Origin of the sequence: Streptomyces neyagawaensis (assembly GCF_023516595.1) — a bacterium.
In the GTDB taxonomy this organism is placed as follows: Bacteria; Actinomycetota; Actinomycetes; order Streptomycetales; family Streptomycetaceae; genus Streptomyces; species Streptomyces neyagawaensis.
The window spans coordinates 80,462-98,800 of the sequence record NZ_JAMGBG010000046.1; the positions used below are offsets into that span (position 1 = coordinate 80,462).

General features: G+C 71.8%; 19 protein-coding genes. 10 read left to right on the top strand and 9 right to left on the bottom strand.

Going from position 1 to position 18,339, the window contains the following annotated elements:
* The first annotated feature begins 9 nt into the window (after window positions 1-9).
* The gene (locus M8J73_RS20655) at window positions 10-561 is read left to right on the top strand and encodes an HAD domain-containing protein (protein WP_249828923.1); all 552 of its coding nucleotides are present in this window, start codon (window positions 10-12) and stop codon (window positions 559-561) included.
* Window positions 562-597: 36 nt separating this feature from the next.
* On the opposite strand, the gene M8J73_RS20660 is transcribed toward M8J73_RS20655, so the two are convergent.
* Window positions 598-1,137: a hypothetical protein gene (locus M8J73_RS20660; protein WP_249828924.1), complete on the bottom strand. Its 540-nt coding sequence runs from the start codon at window positions 1,135-1,137 to the stop codon at window positions 598-600.
* A gap of 213 nt (window positions 1,138-1,350) precedes the next feature.
* Window positions 1,351-1,542: a hypothetical protein gene (locus tag M8J73_RS45270; protein ID WP_308408356.1), complete on the bottom strand. Its 192-nt coding sequence runs from the start codon at window positions 1,540-1,542 to the stop codon at window positions 1,351-1,353.
* Between the two features lie 268 nt (window positions 1,543-1,810).
* On the opposite strand from M8J73_RS45270, the gene M8J73_RS20670 reads away from it, so the two are divergent.
* Both M8J73_RS20670 and M8J73_RS20675 read left to right on the top strand, forming a co-directional pair.
* Window positions 1,811-2,536 (top strand): class I SAM-dependent methyltransferase, encoded by a 726-nt coding sequence (locus tag M8J73_RS20670; RefSeq protein WP_055540914.1) that lies wholly within the window; start codon window positions 1,811-1,813, stop codon window positions 2,534-2,536.
* Window positions 2,537-2,711: 175 nt separating this feature from the next.
* Entirely contained in the window at window positions 2,712-3,248 is a 537-nt protein-coding gene (locus M8J73_RS20675; protein WP_055540913.1) for a 2'-5' RNA ligase family protein, read from the top strand.
* 43 nt (window positions 3,249-3,291) lie between these two features.
* Here the strand turns inward: M8J73_RS20675 and M8J73_RS20680 are convergent, their stop codons facing one another.
* On the bottom strand, window positions 3,292-3,687 hold the full coding sequence (locus M8J73_RS20680) for a nitroreductase/quinone reductase family protein (protein ID WP_055540912.1): 396 nt from the start codon (window positions 3,685-3,687) through the stop codon (window positions 3,292-3,294).
* 72 nt (window positions 3,688-3,759) lie between these two features.
* On the opposite strand from M8J73_RS20680, the gene M8J73_RS20685 reads away from it, so the two are divergent.
* The gene (locus M8J73_RS20685) at window positions 3,760-4,587 is read left to right on the top strand and encodes an endonuclease/exonuclease/phosphatase family protein (RefSeq protein ID WP_055540911.1); all 828 of its coding nucleotides are present in this window, start codon (window positions 3,760-3,762) and stop codon (window positions 4,585-4,587) included.
* Window positions 4,588-4,657: 70 nt separating this feature from the next.
* Here M8J73_RS20685 and M8J73_RS20690 read toward each other — a convergent pair whose 3' ends face one another.
* Together M8J73_RS20690 and M8J73_RS20695 are read right to left on the bottom strand one after the other, a co-directional pair.
* On the bottom strand, window positions 4,658-5,473 hold the full coding sequence (locus M8J73_RS20690; RefSeq protein WP_055540910.1) for an SAM-dependent methyltransferase: 816 nt from the start codon (window positions 5,471-5,473) through the stop codon (window positions 4,658-4,660).
* Between the two features lie 123 nt (window positions 5,474-5,596).
* A complete protein-coding gene (locus tag M8J73_RS20695; RefSeq protein ID WP_055540909.1) occupies window positions 5,597-7,144 on the bottom strand; it encodes a CehA/McbA family metallohydrolase in 1,548 nt (515 codons plus the stop codon).
* Window positions 7,145-7,395: 251 nt separating this feature from the next.
* On the opposite strand from M8J73_RS20695, the gene M8J73_RS20700 reads away from it, so the two are divergent.
* Entirely contained in the window at window positions 7,396-8,244 is an 849-nt protein-coding gene (locus M8J73_RS20700) for an LLM class F420-dependent oxidoreductase (protein WP_055540908.1), read from the top strand.
* Window positions 8,245-8,491: 247 nt separating this feature from the next.
* Here the strand turns inward: M8J73_RS20700 and M8J73_RS20705 are convergent, their stop codons facing one another.
* A complete protein-coding gene (locus M8J73_RS20705; protein ID WP_079055063.1) occupies window positions 8,492-8,737 on the bottom strand; it encodes a hypothetical protein in 246 nt (81 codons plus the stop codon).
* 182 nt (window positions 8,738-8,919) lie between these two features.
* On the opposite strand from M8J73_RS20705, the gene M8J73_RS20710 reads away from it, so the two are divergent.
* Window positions 8,920-9,090 carry a hypothetical protein gene (locus tag M8J73_RS20710; RefSeq protein ID WP_240501570.1) on the top strand — a complete coding sequence of 57 codons (171 nt, stop codon included), beginning with the start codon at window positions 8,920-8,922 and terminating at the stop codon, window positions 9,088-9,090.
* A gap of 104 nt (window positions 9,091-9,194) precedes the next feature.
* On the opposite strand, the gene M8J73_RS20715 is transcribed toward M8J73_RS20710, so the two are convergent.
* The gene (locus M8J73_RS20715) at window positions 9,195-10,130 is read right to left on the bottom strand and encodes a hypothetical protein (RefSeq protein ID WP_055540906.1); all 936 of its coding nucleotides are present in this window, start codon (window positions 10,128-10,130) and stop codon (window positions 9,195-9,197) included.
* 86 nt (window positions 10,131-10,216) lie between these two features.
* On the opposite strand from M8J73_RS20715, the gene M8J73_RS20720 reads away from it, so the two are divergent.
* The 4 genes from M8J73_RS20720 to M8J73_RS20735 all read left to right on the top strand — a co-directional run bounded on the left by M8J73_RS20720 (window position 10,217) and on the right by M8J73_RS20735 (window position 15,987).
* A complete protein-coding gene (locus tag M8J73_RS20720; RefSeq protein ID WP_055540905.1) occupies window positions 10,217-10,888 on the top strand; it encodes a response regulator transcription factor in 672 nt (223 codons plus the stop codon).
* Entirely contained in the window at window positions 10,885-12,171 is a 1,287-nt protein-coding gene (locus M8J73_RS20725; RefSeq protein ID WP_055540904.1) for a sensor histidine kinase, read from the top strand. The genes M8J73_RS20720 and M8J73_RS20725 overlap by 4 nt, the downstream gene beginning before the upstream one ends.
* A gap of 144 nt (window positions 12,172-12,315) precedes the next feature.
* A complete protein-coding gene (locus M8J73_RS20730) occupies window positions 12,316-13,089 on the top strand; it encodes a hypothetical protein (protein ID WP_055540903.1) in 774 nt (257 codons plus the stop codon).
* A 303-nt stretch (window positions 13,090-13,392) separates the two neighbouring features.
* Window positions 13,393-15,987 (top strand): bifunctional FO biosynthesis protein CofGH, encoded by a 2,595-nt coding sequence (locus M8J73_RS20735; RefSeq protein ID WP_055540902.1) that lies wholly within the window; start codon window positions 13,393-13,395, stop codon window positions 15,985-15,987.
* Window positions 15,988-16,121: 134 nt separating this feature from the next.
* On the opposite strand, the gene M8J73_RS20740 is transcribed toward M8J73_RS20735, so the two are convergent.
* A complete protein-coding gene (locus M8J73_RS20740) occupies window positions 16,122-16,643 on the bottom strand; it encodes a DUF2165 domain-containing protein (RefSeq protein WP_055540901.1) in 522 nt (173 codons plus the stop codon).
* Window positions 16,644-16,780: 137 nt separating this feature from the next.
* A complete protein-coding gene (locus M8J73_RS20745; RefSeq protein WP_249828925.1) occupies window positions 16,781-18,226 on the bottom strand; it encodes an FG-GAP-like repeat-containing protein in 1,446 nt (481 codons plus the stop codon).
* Window positions 18,227-18,339: the final 113 nt, after the last annotated feature.

Below are 18,339 nucleotides of genomic sequence, written 5' to 3' on the forward strand. Positions count from 1 at the left end.
CGCGAGGTCATGACGACGACCCGGCCGCTCCTCTACCTCGACGTGGACGGGCCGCTGAATCCCTACGCGGCGAAGCCGGAGCGGCGGCCCGCCGGTTACACCACCCACCGGATGAAGCCGGACGGCTGGATCGCCCGGCATCCGGGCCAGCCCCCGGCGGCGGTGAAGCCGCTGCGGGTCTGGCTCAACGAGGCCCACGGTCCCGAACTCCGCGCTCTGGCCGACCGCTTCGACCTGATCTGGGCGACCACCTGGGTCGGCGAGGCCAACACGTTCATCGCCCCCGTCCTCGGCCTGCCGGAACTCCCCGTCGTGGAGTGGCCGGACGGGGAAGCGTCGCCCGGGACCGACGGTTCGGGCCTCTTCTGGAAGACCCGCCACCTCGTCGCCCACGCCGACGGCCGCCCCTTCGCCTGGGTCGACGACGAACTCGGCAGCCGGGACCGCGCCCACGTGAGCGTCCACCACAAGGCCCCCGCCCTGCTGCTGCGCATCGACCCCCGACTGGGACTGCGCGCCTCCGACTTCACCGCGCTCGCGGAGTTCGCCGACGGGATGTGAGGGGGCCGGGCGGGGCGTACGGGGCGAGCGGCGGGGTCACGGCATCGGGTCGACGGACGTGAGGGTGCCCCGGCCCACCGTCAGGGACCAGCGCACGGAGCTGGAGGCGGCGGCGGAGGAGGAGGCGGGTGTGGCGGTGACCGCGATGGTGCCCGCGTCCCGCGCGTGGGAGAGGGCGGCCTCGTGACGGACGGTGCCGACGTCACCGGCCCGGCACTTCACGGGGAAGTCGACGCCGAGGGGCCGCAGTCGGATGTCGAGCCGCCCCTCGCCGAGACAGCGCACGGCGACGATCAGGGCGTCACCGTCGCCCTTCCCCGCCCTCGGGAACTCCAGGACCCGGCTGCCGTGCGTCCCGTCCTGACGGACGAGGACCTCGCCACCGTCCAGATCCGGCGCCGTGAGGTCCACCGGCTGCGTCACCTTCGCCTGGCGCTGCCCCGACGACCGTACGGGCGGCTGGGACGCCGTGGCCTCTGACGTGGTGGTGACGGCCGACGAGCAGGCGGTGGCGGTGACGGCGAGCAGGACGGCAGCCGCCGACAGGGTGAGGGCGGAGCGGGTGCGGTGCGACATGGAAACCCCCGTGAGTCCGGTCGGTCCGCGGACGGCGCAGGGCGCGGTGCGCAGCGCGCGCGGTGCGCAGTGCGTGGCCCGTGGCGCGTACGGCGGACGAGATCGTGATCGTGACACCGGAGGGAGGGAGGGGACCAGGCTCGGGCGCGGGTTCAGAGGTTGATCTGAGGTTGGCGGGGCGGGGCCGGGGAGCCGGGCCGCGGCCCGGCCTTGTCAGAAGTGGACCTGCGCGCAGGCCCGCCCCCGTGACTCGATACGGCCGTCGAGGTGCTCCCAGCCCTCGGCGCGGCGTCTCTCGCCCTCCGGGCCCGGCGTGATCAGGGAGGGGCCGCCCGAGGCGGGATCGAGCGGGTACGAGGTGCTCTCCCCGCCGGGCGTCAGCCGACCGATCCGCCCCGCGTGCACCAGGGTGAACCACAGCGCGCCGTCCGCCCGGCGGTGGTCCCATAGGGCCCGTCTCGGGCCCGGAGACGACGAACTCTGTGACGGAGACGGACGTGACGCGCTGAGACATGGCGAGGTCTTCCTTGGTCGGCGGTCGGCGGTCGGCGGTCGGCGGTCGGCGAATCGGAGCCCCGGTGGCTCTGCGGGCAGCGGCCCGGCCGCCCAGGGTTTCAAAGGCGGGACGTGGTGTCGCGTGAATTCGACTCGCGCCGTGGGCAGTTGTGAGCGCATGGCTGACGAGATCTTCAACGACCCGCGGCTGGCCAGGATCTACGACCCGCTCGACCCGGACCGCGGTGACCTGGACGCCTATCTGCGGCTCGTGGAGGAACTGGGCGCACGGCGGGTGCTGGACATCGGCTGCGGGACGGGCGTGTTCGCGTTGCTGCTTGCGGAGCGGGGCGTGGAGGTCGTGGCTGTCGACCCGGCGCTCGCCTCGCTGGAGGTGGCGCGGGCGAAGCCCGGCGGTGACCGGGTCCGCTGGATCCACGGTGACGCGACCGCGCTGCCGCCGCTCCGGGTCGACCTCGTCACGATGACGGCCAACGCGGCCCAGGAGATCGTCGACGCCGACGCCTGGCGGGGGACGCTCCGGGGCGCGTTCCAGGCGCTGCGGCCGGGCGGGACGTTCGTCTTCGAGACCCGCGACCCGGCCGGGCGGGCGTGGGAGAAATGGAACCGGGCGGACTCGTACGGGGTGACGAACGTGCCGGGGGTCGGCGAGGTCGAGAGCTGGGTGGATCTCATCGCCGTCGACGGTCCGCTGGTGACGTTCCGCTGGCACTACGTCTTCCGGGCGGACGGCCAGGAGCTGACCTCCGACTCCACGCTGAGGTTCCGCGAACGGGAGGAGGTGGAGGCTGACCTGACAGCGGAGGGCTACGCACTGACGGAGGTACGGGACGCCCCGGACCGCCCGGGGAGGGAGTTCGTGTTCGTCGCCTTTCGGCCGTAGCGGGGCTGGACCACGCCTGCCTCGGCATCACCCCCTTGCCCCGACCGACACCCACCGAGCACCCTGCGCCCACCGCACGGCCGGGGCCTCTCCGCAGTCCGGGCCGCCCTCGACTCCTCCACCGCGCCGGCGATATTCGATCGCCGCTCGCCGGATCCGCTGATACCCACGTGACATGGCAGACGACGATTCCGGCGAGTTCCGGGCGGGGCAGACGGGGCTCATCGTGCGGGTCCCCGAGGCGGAGGCGGCTGTTCGGGTGTGGCGGGACCGGCTGGACCCCTCGGCTCGTGCGGGCGTCCCGGCGCATGTCACCGTGCTCTTCCCGTTCCTCGACGAGGCGCGTATCGACAGCGGTACGTGTGCGGCCGTCGCCGAGGTGATCGGGCGTCACCCGTCCTTCGAGACGCGGTTCGACCACTGCGGGCGGTTCCCCGGAATCCTGTATCTGGCCCCGCGATCGGACGAGCCCTTCCGGCGGCTCACGGAAGCGATCGCCGAACGGTGGCCCGAGGCACCGCCGTTCGGCGGGCGGTTCGCGGAGGTGGTGCCACATCTGACCGTCGCCCAGGGGCAGGACGACGCCGTGCTGGACGGGGTCGAGGCCGATCTCCATCGGCAGTTGCCTGTCAGTGGCCGTGTGACCTCGGTCGATCTCATGGTGCACGACGGGGTGCGGTGGCAGCGGCGGGTGTGCTTCGGGCTTCGTTGACGACCGGGGGCGAGGCCGGAGTGGCTCGGGACGGGGCTCCGGATCAGTCGTGGAGGTCGATGCGGATCGTCAGGAGGTTCGTGCCCAGGGCTCGTACCGCTGTGCTGTTCAGTTTGGGGAGGGTGCTCAGGCGGGTCCGCGGGTCGTCGGTCGGGACGAGGTGGGCCGTGCCGTGGTGCCAGCGGCCGTGGTGGCGGAGCCGTACGGACGGGTCGGCCTTGATGTTGCGGACGTACTGGGACTTCTCGCCGTACTCCGAGACCAGCCAGAACGTGTCGCCCGTGCGGCGGCCGCCGATGGGCGTGCGGCGGGGGAGGCCGGAGACTCGGCCGGTGGTCTCCAGGACCGTCTGGAACGGGACGCGGCGCAGGACCGGGTTGGCGACGTGGCGCTGGAAGGCCGTGACGACGCGTTGTTTCAGGCCGGGATCGCGGGACATGGGCGTGGTTCTCCCTGTGCGGTGGAAGGAGCCGGTACGGGACAGCGGAGTGCGCGAGGCGGTGGGTGGTCGGTGCGGGTCGTGACGTGGAACCTGTGGTGGCGGTTCGGGCCCTGGCAGGAACGGCAGAAGGCGATCCTCGCCGTCCTGCGGGAACTGCGCCCGGATGTCGTCGGGTTGCAGGAGGTGTGGCAGCAGGGCGGCGAGAACCTGGCCGAGTGGCTCGCCGGTGAGCTGGGCCTGCACTGGGCGTGGGGCTCGTACGGCGATCCCGAGGCGTGGCAGCGGCGGATCGGGGACCCGGGCGTCGGGATCGGCAACGCCGTGCTGAGCAGGTGGCCCGTACGGGAGCAGGCGGCCATCGGGCTGCCCACCGGGGCGAACGGCAGCGGCAGGGGCGCGCTGTACACGCTGCTGGACGCGCCGGCGGCGCCCGTACCGTTCTTCACCGCCCACCTCAGCTCCGCCACCGACGCCTCGGCGCTGCGCTGCCGACAGGTCACCTCGCTCGTCGAGTTCGTCGCCCGGCACCGGGGCGAGGGCCCGTTCCCGCCCGTCGTCACCGGGGACTTCAACGCCTGGCCCGACTCCGACGAGGTCCGCCTGTTCGGTGGCTACCGGACCGCGCCCGCCGTACCGGGCCAGGTCTTCTTCGACGTGTGGGAGTACGCCGACCCCGGCGCCCCCTCGGCCACCTGGGACACGGCCAACCCGTACGTCGCCCCCACCTTCGGACCCAGCGTCCGCGTCGACTACATCCACGTCGCCCCGCCGGGCCGGGACGGCCTCGGCCACGTACGGGCCGTGCGGCGGGCGGGCGACGCCCCGGTCGACGGCGTGTGGCCCTCCGACCACGCGGCCGTCGTGGCCGACCTGGGAGCGGAGACACCCGCCACCTGAGCCGACCCGGGGCCCGCCGGCACCTCCCGGCCCGCCTGCCCGTTCACCCGCCGACCGCACGGCCCTCGGCCTACGGCTTGCGGCCCAACCCCCCGTGCTGGCCGATCGGCTTCGGGGTGTCCGCGTCCTCGTCCGGGTGCCACAGCGGTACCGAGACGACGCCGGGGTCGACCAGGTCCAGGCCCTCGAAGTAGCCCTCGATCTGGTCGACGGGGCGCAGGAAGTACGGGACGGCGCCCGTCTCGTTGTAGGCGTCCTGCGCGCGCTCGTAGTCGGGGTCGGTGCCACGGGAGCCGTCGTTGATGTTGAGGAAGCTGCCGGAGGGGAGCCCGGCGAGGAGACGGCGGACGATGTCGCGGGCCTGGTCGTAGTCGCCGACGTGGCCCAGGATGCCGCTGAGGATCAGGGCGGTGGGCTTCGACAGGTCCAGCGTCCGCGCGGCCGCCTCCAGGATCCGCTCCGGGTCGTAGAGGCTGGCGTCGACGTACGCCGTGGCCCCCTCGGGCGCGGAGTACAGCAGCGCACGGGCGTGGGCGAGGACCATCGGGTCGTTGTCGACGTAGACGATCCGCGCCTCCGGGGCGCTGCGCTGGGCGACCTGGTGGGTGTTGTCGGCGGTGGGCAGCCCCGTGCCGACGTCCAGGAACTGCCGGACGCCCTCCACCTCCACCAGGTACCGGATGCTGCGCCGCAGATACGCCCGGCTGCTGCGGGCGATCGTCACGATGCCGGGGAACGCGCCCGCGTACGCGTCGCCCGCCGCCTCGTCCACCGGGTAGTTGTCCTTGCCGCCCAGCCAGTAGTTCCAGATCCGGGCGGAGGCGGGCACCGAAGTGTCGACCTTCTCCTTCGCCGCGGGTTCGGGCGTGGTCGCGTGATCGCTCATGGGCGCCGTTCTCCTCCACCGAGCAGGTGCGTCACACCTGCGGACGCACGGGTTGTGTCGAGCCAAACCTACGGCCCAACACGACTGTTTCGTACGAGGGTTCCCCCTACCTCCCTGCTGCCGCTACCGCCGCCCGAGGAAGATCGGGTTCGTGAACGCCGCCATCGGGCCCGGGAAGCCGGGGACCACCGGGGGGTGACGGACCTCCGCGCGGACGTACGCCGCGTACGAGGCGGTCGTCCGCCACTCCGCCGAGCCGGTGCCGGAGTCCGGGAGCGTAGGGGAGGTGAACAGGACGCCCTGGTCGGTGACGAAGCGGATGAGGCAACCGGGCGAGCCCGTCGCCTCCAGACGGACGGTCACCGGTGTGTCGGGGTCCACCTTCAGCCGCTCGCCGATCCCGGCGTGCTCGCCGCGCGTGCCCGACGCCGTGAACGCCACCGCCACGTCCTTCGACTCGGCGACGTACGACCGTCCGGCCCGCAGCCCGTCCTGGATGGCGTCCCTGGTCAGGTCGTCGGCGAGGACGACCGTCTGGGGGCGGCCCACCGGGTCGGGGTCGCGGTGGGCGTCGCTGTTGCCCATCGCCGGGATCCAGCCACGGCCCTCCCGCACGGACGCCACGAGCATGCCGTCCCAGTCGGCGAGGGCGACCTCGTCCTCCGGCGAGTAGCCGCCGTTCCACACCTCCACGACGTCCGCGTCGCCGAAGCCGAACTTCCAGTTGCAGCCGACGCAGGTGGCGTGCGGATGGGCCGGGACGACCAGGCCCCCGGCGCGGCGGATCTGCCGCGCGAACGCGCCGAAGCGGTTGTCGCGGGCCCGGTAGCGCCAGTCGACGAACGTGCCCGGGTCCATGCCGAGTGCGACCACGTGACCGTTGCGCGTGGTGACCTCCTCGCCCAGCAGGATCAGCAGGTCGTCACCCGCGTGTTCGGCCCAATGGGCGTGCGCGGACTGCGTGTTGTGCTCGGAGCTGTTGATGAAGTCGAGCCCGGCGGCCCGCGCCAGCGCCGCGATCTCGGCGGGCGTGCGGCGGCCGTCGGAGTACCAGGAGTGCAGATGGCAGTCGCCCCGGTACCAGGCCCGGCCCCGGCCCCTGGCCCGCTCCGGCGGGTAGACCGGCTTCACGCGCTCGCCGGGGGGCCCGTACGTCAAGGTGATCGTGATCTCGTACGGCAGCCCCTGCGGCGCCACCGTGTACGGGCCCAGCGCGATGTGCCAGGTGCCGGGGCGGACCGGGCCCGGGATGTAGCCGGGGGTCGCCTCGTCCGCGCGGATGAAGAACTCGGTGCGCGCACCGCCCGACCAGCCGCGGAAGCCCTTGCCGCCGAGGTCGGTGCCGCGTTCGTCGAAGACGCCGATGTCGAGCGCGTTGCCGGCCGTGCCCGCCGGGACGGTCGGCCGGTCGTAGCTGTACACGACCTTCAACTCCCGGACCCCGGGCGGTACTTCGACCGGCAGATACACGAAGTCGGGGGAGCCGGTGGGGAGGGTGCCCCGGATGGTCCGGGTCTCCTGGTCGCTGTCCGCGGCCGCGCCGCTGCTGCCGAAGGTCACGCTTCCCAACGTAAGCGCGGCCGCCGCCGACGTCACGAACAGCGCGCGCCTTCCGAGCCCCTTTCCGCCGCCGTCCCTGTCGCTCGCGTCGCCCTGGTGGTCGTCGCACATCTGCTGCTCCCCGGGTGGTCGTGTGTGAGGTGGCGTGGATGGTGCGGTGGTGGTGCGGGACACCTTCGTATGCGGTGGTGAACCCCGGGACAAGGGAGGGGGATCGGCGGCTTTCGAGTTGGCCGAGTCACGACGGTCGCGCCGCGCGTCGGGCGTCCTCCTACGGCCCTGTGCGAGCGCGTCCGACGACCTGATCTTTATGCCGACCAGTCGGTATGGACAAGCGGGGCGCGCACCGGTAGAGATGACCCATGCGCATCGCCGTGACGATCTTCCTCACCGACGAGACGATCACTCCGACCAGGCTCGCCCGTGAGCTGGAGCAACGCGGTTTCGCGGGGCTCTACCTCCCCGAGCACACCCACATCCCCGTCGAGCGGACCACGCCGTACCCGGCGGGCGGTGACCTGCCGCGCGAGTACGGCCGCACGCTGGACCCGTTCGTCACGCTCGGCCAGGCCGCCGCCGTCACCGAGCGGCTCGGGCTCGGCACCGGCATCACGCTCGTCGCCCAGCACGACCCGATCGACCTCGCGAAGCAGATCGCGACCGTCGACCACCTCTCCGGCGGCCGCCTCACCCTCGGGCTCGGCTACGGCTGGAACGTGGAGGAGGCCGCCGACCACGGCGTCGAGTGGCGCACCCGGCGCGACCTCGTCCGCGACCGCATGGCGCTGATGCGGGCGCTGTGGTCGGAGGAACCAACGGCGTACGAGGGGCAGTTCGGGAGCGTCCGGGCGAGCCTCGCGCATCCGAAGCCGGTGCAGAAGCCGCGGGGCCCGGTGGTGGGGCCGCGCACGCTCATCGGCGGCGCCGCCGGGCCGAAGCTGTTCGCGCACATCGCCGAGTACGCGGACGGATGGCTGCCGATCGGCGGGCGGGGGCTGAGCGAGGCGCTGCCGGTCCTGCGGGAGGCGTGGGCCGACGCGGGACGGGACCCGGCGGCGCTGCAGGTCGTGCCGTACGCGGTCCAGCCGAGCGCGGGGAAGCTGGCGTACTACGCGGAGCTGGGCATCGAGGAGGCGGTGGTGCAGTTGCCTCCGGCGGGGGAGGCGGAGGTACTGGCTCTGCTGGATCAGTACGGGGAGTTCGTGGGGTAGGCGGGGCGGGCTCGTCTGCCGGGTTCGGGTGGGGCGGCGGGTGCGGGTCCGTCGTGGTTGGTCGCGCAGTTCCCGCGCCCCCGAGAAGCGGCCGGGGCTGCGCCCCGTGCTTCTCGGCGGCGCGGGAGAACCGCGCGATCAGGCGCCGCCCTCGGTCACTTGCCCGCCGGTTCACCCGGACCGTGACCGTCGAGCCGTCCTCTTGAGCTGGACGACCTTGGAGCCGTCACGGTTCTCGACCGTGGCGTCACCGGATATGAGCTGCTTGAGGGCCTCCTCGCTGGGCGGCCTGCGTCCTGCTCAGCGGGCTTTCGAAGTCGTGCTCGTGCCCGGCGTACGCGGCGTGCGCGTCGGCCGGGTGGCTGTGGTCCGTTGCCGCGGGGGGTGTGTGGGCCGCGGCGGTCTGCGGGGTGACGACGGTGAACGTCGCCGCGGTGGTGGCGAGGACCACGCCGGTCGCCGCCGCCCTGAACATCCAGGGTTTGCTGCTCACTTGTGGGGGGTTTCTCCGTACGGCTGCCAGCTGCCGGGTCCCGACGTGCTTCAAGATCATCCCATGGCCCCTTTTGGGCTTACCTCGGCGATCCCCCCATCCGCGACCGCACCCTCGAAGGCCACGAGTCCGCCCGCAAACGCGGCAAAACCATCGGCGGCGCCACCGTCGCCGACCCAGACATGCTCGCCATGGCCCTCCACCTGCGCGAGCAGGGCCTCAGCCTGCGGGACATGGCCGCGAAGCTCGTCATCACCACCGGCAAGAAGAGGGGCCAGCACCCCTCGCCGGCCACCGTCATGCGGATGCTGCGCGATCACAACGAGCAGACCACCGCGACCGCGGGCGCGTGATCCGCCGCTACTTTGCGGCTGGGGTCTGAGCTAGGAGTCCCGGGCCAGGACGCCGAGCCGATCGGAGGAGTGGCCCCTCGTGGCGCCGGAGAGCGGAGCGGCTTTCAGCAGGTTCCGCCGCCGCCGCTGACGAGGCGGAGGTCGACGGACGGGCCGCGTGTCGGGACTCCGTGGAGAGTCGTCTGCCAGGTCCGGCCGAGGGGATCCCCGCCGAGCAGGGTCGCGATGCTCGGGTAGTACGCGTAGCCCATGTTGCTGCCGCTTGCCCAATGGAGGACGAGTTCGTCGCTGAACGCCCAATGCATGGAGGGGTGCCGGTAGATGGCGATGTCGGCGGTGAAATGTCCGACGAGAGGATTTGCCTGGGTGCGGTTGAGCGGGGCGAAGCAGGGGCCCTTGGCGCTCCGGACGGCCCTGGTGGCGTTGGTGATCTTTCCGGGCAGTTCCCCGCGGACCGGTGACTTGGCGAATTCGATGCGGACGGGGAGGGTGGCGGCGGAGGCGTAGTCACCCTTTCGGGTGCGGACACTGATGGTGCCCTCCATGGCCCGGCCGGCGAAGGCGGCACGGAGGACGGCGTTCTCCTTGATGTCCGCGACCGGTTTGATCCTGGTGACGGTGCCTTTGGAGATCGTCGCGAGGTAGATCGTGTTCGCGTAGGCGGCGCGGTTCTTGTCGCCAATACCGTGATGCGCTTCCGCTTCCGCCTCCAGCTGCTTGGTGACGGCGGCGGAGAGCGGCAGATCGCCGCTGCGGGTGTGGAACTTCGATCCGTCGCGCTTGATGGCTCCGTAGCGCTGTGTGCGGGACGGGTCGCTGGGCAGCCGGATCGGCTTCTTGCCCGCGAACAGTTCCGTACAGTGCACGATGCCGTTTCGCTGCGTGGAGGCCGCGCAGATACCGGAGAGGGTCTTCGGCGAGGCCTTGTTCCCGTCCGGGTCCGTGGCGGCCATGCTGGTCCCGCATCCGGCGAGCACGAGGGCAGCGAGAGCACCGGCCGCCGCCTGACGCCTGACACGGAAGCTTTGGGTCGTGTTCATGGCGGCAAGCCTTCCGTGCCGCACCTGAAACCCTCCTGAGAAGCGTCCTCAGGATTTCTTCAGGTCGCATGGCGGAAACTGGGTGGATGCGCCTGCTTCTGGTCGAGGACGAACAACGACTCGCCGACGTCATCAAGTCCGGACTGGTGGACAAGGGTTTCGCCGTGGACGTGGTCGGTGACGGCAGCGAGGCCGTCTGGATGGCCGGTGAACACCGGTACGACGCGATCGTGCTGGACGTGATGCTGCCGGGCCTCAACGGCTTCGCCGTGTGCCGAAAGCTGCGCGAAGCCGGCAACTGGACACCGATCATGATGCTGACCGCGATGGACGGTGAACTCGACGAGGTCCAGTCACTGGACAGCGGTGCGGACGACTACCTGGCCAAACCGTTCTCCTTCGCGGTGCTTCTGGCGCGGCTGCGGGCGCTCGTCCGCCGCGGGGCGCAGGAACGGCCCGCCGTCATCGAGGTGGGGGATCTGCACGTGGACCCGGCGGCGGCATGCGCCCGGCGCGGCGGCGTACACATCGCGCTGACTCCCAAGGAGTTCGCGGTGCTGCATGTGCTGTGCCGCCGGGCCGGCCAGGTGGTGACCAAGGCGGAACTGCTCCAGCACGCCTGGGATTTCGCCTTCGAGGGCGACCCCAACATCGTCGAGGTCTACATCAGTGCCCTGCGCCGCAAGATCGACGCGCCGTTCGGGGTCCGCACCCTCACCACTGTGCGAGGCAGCGGTTATCTTCTGGAACTTCCGTGAACCGGCTGTCGGTGCGGACGCGGGTGACCCTGGCCGCGTCCGTCATGGTCGCCACGGTGCTGACGGCGGCCTCCCTGGTGCTGATCCTCACGTTGCGCGACAGTCTGCGAGACGGTGTCGCCGATGAGGCCGCCCGAAAGGTCAGGGCCAGTGCCGCGGCGCTCAAGGAGGACCCGCCCGTCGTCGCGGCTCCACCACCCGGTGAGGACGGCAGCGCCGAGCCGACGCCAGGAAAGAGCGGGAACGGCGCCGGCCCGGGCAAGGAGAAGGTGGTCCTGGCCGACGGCTACGCGACCGCCAGCACGGTGGTGGTCACCGCCGACGGCCCGGTGACGGTGAAGGCTCGGGTCTCGCTGGCCCCCGTGCGGAACGCCCTCGGCGTGCTCGAGCAGTTGCTCCTGGTGGGTGTCCCGGGGTTGGTGGTGCTGATGGCCGTGATGACATGGCAGTTGATGGGCCGGGTGCTGGCCCCCGTGGAATCGATCAGGGCCACCTTCGCCGACATCACCGCCAGGAACCTCCACCGCAGGGTGCCCGAGCCCGTGACCCGCGACGAGGTGGCACGTCTGGCCCGCACCATGAACGTCACCCTGGGCCAGCTGGAGTCCGCGGTGGACCGGCACAAGCAGTTCGTCGCCGACGCCGCCCACGAACTGCGCAACCCGGTCGCCACGTTGAGCGCCCGACTCGAGTTGGGGATGCCGCAGGCACCCGGCCTCGTCACCGAAGCACTGACCGACGTGGCCCGTATCAAGGAGCTGACCGGTGATCTGTTGCTCCTCGCCCGACTCGACGGCGGCGAGCCACTGATGGGCACCGAAGTCGATCTGGCTCAGGTGGCGGCCGATGCCGCCGCACGCCCGGCGCCCGTGAAGATCGCGCTGGAGCTGGCGTCCGACATCGTCGTGACCGGCTCCCGCTCGCACCTGGAACGCATGGTCGCCAACCTCGTCGCCAACGCGGTCCGTCACGCCGCGTCCCGGGTCACCATCCGGGTCACGGCCGACGGGCTGGACGTCATCGACGACGGCCCCGGGATCCCGGCCGACGCCCGCGAACGGGTGTTCCAGCGCTTCCACCGACTGGACGAGGCCCGGGCACGTGACGCGGGCGGATCGGGACTCGGTCTGGCCATCGCCCGCGACATCGCCACCGCCCACGGAGGCACCCTCACGGTCCAGAACACACCGCGCGGTGCGCACCTGTCATTCCGCATCACCACACCGGACGGACCGAACACCCCGACAGGCCGGCCGGCCCGCGGACAGAAGGATCCGGTCTGACCGGACCGGGGCGACGCCTGCCCACCGAGTCACCCGCCTTGGCCGATCGGCTCGCCCTCCTCGGCCACCTGGGCGTTCGCCCACCGGATCGTCACGCACACCCCGCGTACGCCGCTGCGGTACCCGCAGCGGTCGCTCGCCACGGTGTGGACAGCGCCGCAGTACATCACGGCCGAGACCGCGCGTCTGGAGGAAGAGGAGCAGCAGCGGCGCGTCCCAGAAGCCCGTCTGGCCGCGCTGCAACGGGTGAAGGAGAAGAAGCGCGAGGAGATCCGCGCCAGGAACCAGGTCACCCGGGCCAGAGCCCTCGCCGAGGCCGCCGCCGCCGAACAGGCCGCCCGCACCCAACCACCCGGCAGGCTCTGGCAGGTGGCCCGCGTCTTCCGCCGCGGCGTCGACCAGGCCCTGGCGCTGCTCGCCGACGAGCACGGCGTCACCGCGACCGTGGGCTTCAGCACCGGCGATCCCCGGTATGCCGACGGTGTCCCCCTCGTCGACGAGCACGGCGTCCCGGCCGCCGTCTTCGACCCCGACCCCGGGCGCGTACGCGGGGAGGCGTTCCTGCTGCTGGCCGGACTCCTGCTGATCGTCCCCAGCAAGGCCGACCAACGTCGGTTCGAGAACGCGTCGAACATCAAGAAGAAGCACCGGCCGATCGACGGCAACCGCACCGAATGCGTCGAGACAGCCGTGGCCGGGGCCACCCGGGCCTGGGGCAGCCGCTCCTGCACCTGCGCCACTCCGCGGCTCGTTGCGCAGATCCAGAACGCGGAGTACCCGGCCGAACCGAGCGAGCAGACGGGGCCGGCCGCCACGCTCTTCCGAGCCCAGGGCAGGACATGTGGCGGCAGGTACGAGAAACCGTGGCGCCGGACCGGCAGCACACCCATCGACCAGACAAGCAGTTCAGAAAAGTAAAATCCCCCAGGAAGCTACTGGCGGGTTACTTGGCACCTGGTTCGGCGCTCGTTAACGGCGCCCCGGGAAGCGCACGGATAGAGAGGGCCGGCTGTCGGGATGCCGACCGGTAAGTACCGAGTGGTAATACCGGGTGGTAATTACCGGCAGTAATGAGCTGAAGGGCAGGCCGCAGGCCCGACCCCTCAGGGGCGCGGAGAACCGCGTGACCGGCCCCACCCACCCGCCGTCGCCGGCGATCCCGCACCCCCGAGTCACGAGCCGCCCCGAGGTCACCCCACCCGTCGCTCGTATGCTCGACCAATGACGACTTCCGCCAGCCAGGCCAGCCAGGGAACCGGCCCCACCCAGAACTCCATGCGGCGCGCCCTGAAACGTGCCCGCGACGGCGTGGCGCTGGACGTGGCCGAGGCGGCCGTGCTGCTCCAGGCGCGCGGCGCGGATCTGGAGGACCTCGCCGCGTCGGCCGCCCGCGTGCGGGACGCGGGCCTCGCGGAGGCCGGACGGCCCGGCGTCATCACGTACTCCAAGAGCGTGTTCATCCCGCTCACCCGGCTCTGCCGGGACAAATGCCACTACTGCACCTTCGTCACCGTGCCCGGCAAGCTGCGCCGCGCCGGCCACGGGATGTTCATGTCGCCCGACGAGGTCCTCGACGTGGCCCGCAAGGGCGCCGCCCTCGGCTGCAAGGAAGCCCTCATCACCCTCGGCGACAAGCCCGAGGACCGCTGGCCGGAGGCGCGCGAGTGGCTCGACGCGCACGGCTACGACGACACCATCGCCTACGTCCGCGCGATCTCCATCCGCATCCTGGAGGAGACCGGGCTGCTGCCCCACCTCAACCCCGGCGTCATGAGCTGGACCGACTTCCAGCGCCTCAAGCCGGTCGCGCCCTCGATGGGCATGATGCTGGAGACCACCGCCACCCGGCTGTGGTCCGAGCCGGGCGGCCCCCACCACGGCTCCCCCGACAAGGAGCCCGCCGTACGGCTGCGGGTGCTGGAGGACGCCGGGCGGTCGTCCGTGCCGTTCACCTCCGGCATCCTCCTCGGCATCGGCGAGACCTACGAGGAGCGCGCCGAGTCCCTCTTCGCGCTCCGCAAGGTCTCCCGCGCCTACCACGGCATCCAGGAACTGATCATCCAGAACTTCCGCGCCAAGCCCGACACCGCGATGCGCGGCATGCCGGACGCGGAACTCGACGAGCTGGTCGCCGCCGTCGCCGTGGCCCGGCTCATCATGGGCCCCTCGGGCTGCATCCAGGCCCCGCCGAACCTCGTCGACAGCGAGTACGAGCGCCTCATCGCCGCCGGGATCGACGACTGGGGCGGGGTGTCCCCGCTCACCATCGACCATGTGAACCCCGAGCGCCCCTGGCCGCAGATCGAGGAGCTCACCGAACGCTCCCGCGCCGCCGGGTTCGAGCTGCGGGAACGGCTCTGCGTGTACCCGGAGTTCGTGACCCGCGGCGAGCCCTGGCTCGACCCGCGGCTCCTCCCGCACGTCCGCGCGCTCGCCGACCCGGAGACCGGCCTCGCCCTCCCGGACGCCGTCGTCGAGGGACACCCCTGGCAGGAGCCCGAGGAGGTCTTCGTCGCCGCCGGACGCACCGATCTGCACACCGCCATCGACACCGAGGGCCGTACCGGCGACCGCCGCGACGACTTCGACTCCGTCTACGGCGACTGGGGCGCCCTGCGCGAGGCCGCCGCGCCCGGCATGGCACCCGAGCGCATCGACACCGACGTACGGGACGCGCTGCGTACGGCCGCCGACGACCCGACCCGGCTCAGCGACGACGAGGCCCTCGCCCTGCTGCACGCGGACGGCCCCGCCCTGGACGCGCTGTGCCGCATCGCGGACGACGTCCGCAGGTCGGCCGTCGGCGACGACGTCACGTACATCGTCACGAGGAACATCAACTTCACCAACGTCTGCTACACCGGCTGCCGGTTCTGCGCCTTCGCGCAGCGCCGCACCGACGCCGACGCGTACACCCTGTCGCTGGAGCAGGTCGCCGACCGGGCGCAGCAGGCATGGGACGTGGGCGCCGTCGAGGTCTGCATGCAGGGCGGCATCCACCCCGACCTGCCGGGCACGGCGTACTTCGACATCGCGCGGGCGGTGAAGGAACGCGTGCCCGGGATGCACGTCCACGCGTTCTCGCCCATGGAGGTCGTCAACGGCGCCACCCGCACCGGGATGTCGATCCGGGAGTGGCTGACGGCCGCGAGGGAGGCCGGCCTGGACTCCATCCCGGGCACGGCCGCCGAGATCCTCGACGACGAGGTCCGCTGGGTCCTCACCAAGGGCAAGCTGCCCACGGCCACCTGGATCGAGGTGGTGACCACCGCCCACGAGCTGGGCATCCGCTCCACCTCGACGATGATGTACGGCCACGTCGACCAGCCCCGGCACTGGCTCGGCCACTTGCGCACCCTCGCCGGCATCCAGCAGCGCACCGGCGGCTTCACCGAGTTCGTGACCCTGCCGTTCATCCACACCAACGCGCCGGTCTACCTCGCCGGCATCGCCCGCCCCGGCCCGACCATGCGCGACAACCGTGCGGTCACCGCCATGGCCCGCCTCCTCCTCCACCCGTGGATCCCCAACATCCAGACCAGCTGGGTGAAGCTCGGCACCGAGGGCGCCGCCGAGATGCTCCGCTCCGGCGCCAACGACCTCGGCGGCACCCTCATGGAGGAGACGATCTCCCGCATGGCGGGCTCCTCGTACGGCTCGTACAAGTCCGTGAAGGACCTCGTCGCCGTCGCCGAAACCGCCGGCCGCCCGGCACGGCCGCGCACCACCCTGTACGGCCCCGTACCGGAGGAACGCCGGCGCGCGGCCACCGCCTCCGACGGCCACCTGCCGGAGCTACTGCCCGTGGTGGACTGACAACCTTTACTGCGAGTACTGCGAGTACTGCGAGTAACGCGAGCCCTGCCTCTGCTGAACGGCGCCCTGACAGCCGTGACCCCCGCCGGTCCGTACGGTCCGTACGGCGGCGGGGGTGACGTGCGTCCCGGGGCCTAGCCCTTCGCCGGTTCGTCGTGGGGGAGGCAGGTGACCAGCAGGACCACACCGCTCAGCAGGAACACGCGCAGGGCCGCGTCGAGGCCGTTCCAGCTCTTGGACTGCCACATCACGAACCACTCGCCGCCTATCGCCATGAAGCCTGCGCCGAAGAGAAGCAGGACCATGAGCAGACCGAGGGTGCTGTAGCGGCGGGCGGTGTGGAAGGCGCGGGAACGCAGGGCGGCGGCCCAGAAGTACGTGGCCGCCACGAGGAGCAGCGCCGCGACCGTCTCCCAGACGATGATGGCGACGTACGCCGCGTCCTGAAGGCCCTTCGACGTGATCGCCCGCCACATGAGGTCCTCGTCCTTGAACGTGGTGTCCATGGCGAGAACATGCCGTACGAACTGCTGGTTGGTGCCGAAGTCGGTGATGTTGCTGAAGGCGACGAGCGCCATGTAGAGGGCGACGGTGCCGACGAGGAGCGTCGAGGCGAGGGGAAGAAGGGACGAACGAGGTCTCAGATCAGCGGACATGGATCAACTATGTCCCGCGTGATCCGACCGACCCCAGGTGATTTTCGGCGCGTTGGGCCGGAATCAGTGGCCGCCGACTGGCCGGAAAGTGCGCCCCACCCCCGGCCGTACGGGAGTGGGGCGGGACGGGGCAAGGCCTACTTGGCGAACTCGCTGCCGAGGAGCGCGCCCTTCTCCGGGGCCTTCAGGGTGGAGGGCCCGAACGACGTGATGTTGTTCGTGGTCAGGCCTGCCTTGGAGCCGCGGAACAGCCACACCGCGCCGGAGTCCTTGTAGGTGCCGTCCTCCGTGGGCGCGGCGACGGCGAGGTCGGCGCGGTCGTTGGCGTTGACGTCGAGCAGGGCGACGGCCCCGCCGAACTGGTCACCGGCCTCGGAGACCCCGGGTACCCCGGTGACGGACTGGTCGAAGGCCTGGGCGCCGGTGCCGGTGAGCCCCGAGGGGCCGCCCTTCAGCAGGACCACCGAGCCGGCGTCGCGGACGGACCCGATGTCCTCCCCGGGCACGCCGACCGCGATGTCCGGGTAGCCGTCGCCCGTCACGTCCCCGGCGGCGAGGGCGGCGCCGAACTGGTCGCCGTAGTCGCTGTCGTCACTGTTGCGGTACCCGGCCTCGGAGACGCCGGGCACGCCCGCCGTGTTCTGCGTGATGCTCGTGGTCCGGGTGCTCGGTCCGTCGGGGCCGCCGTACACGACCCGGACGTTGCCCGCCTCGTACATCCGCGTCTCGGAGACGGCGTCGACGCGCCGCCCCACGTAGTCGCCGTAGCCGTCCCCGTTCACGTCGGCGACGAGACCGCCGACGGAGGCGGACCCGGTGGACCGGGAGTGCGCGGTGTCGATGCCGGTCGCGGTGCCCGGCCACCACAGGGTGTCGTACGACCGCTCCTCGAAGCCGTGGGTGGTGACGAGGTCGTCCTTGCCGTCACCGTTCATGTCGCCGGCGATGACGTCCCAGGTCTCCTTCTTCTCGTTCTCGGGGAAGACGTTCGTGCCCGCCGGGGCCCCGTCACGGGTGAACGGTCCCAGACGGACCTGTATCAGGCCGTTGTTGCCGAGGGCGAGGTCGGCCTTGCCGTCGCCGTTGAAGTCACCGCCGGTCAGATGGCTGACGGAGCCGTCGAGAGCGGTGGCGGAGGACAGACCGCTCGCGGAGCCCCACAGGACGGCGGCGCCCCGGTAGGCGCCGACGACGAGGTCGGTGTAGCCGTCCCCGTCGAGGTCGCGGGCGGCCGTGGACTGGCCGAAATGGTGCGGCGAGGGCTCGCCGGGCACCCACGGCAGGGCCTGCGAGACGATCAGCGGGTGCGCGGTGTCGGCGCCGGCCGAGGACCCGTACACGACGGCGACATAGCCCGCGAACCGCACACCGGAGACGGTGGCCTCGGGCGCGGCGCTCGCCAGGTCGGCGAAACCGTCGCCGTTGAAGTCGACGACCGGCGCCTTCGGGACCGCGGCGGCCGGGCCGGCCGTGACGAGCGGAGCGGCCAGCGCGACGGCGACGGCCGCGCAGCCCGCGACCGCACGGCTGCGCGCACGACGTGCGGTGCCGGGACTCGTACGACGGCTGGTGCGAAGAGGCACGGATTCTCCTGGAGTTGGATCAGAGGATGCCGATGGTTCACATCTGACCGTCTGACCACCGAGGGCACGCAAGGGTTGCCTTCCGACCGTTCCCCGACTGCGGGACACCGTGC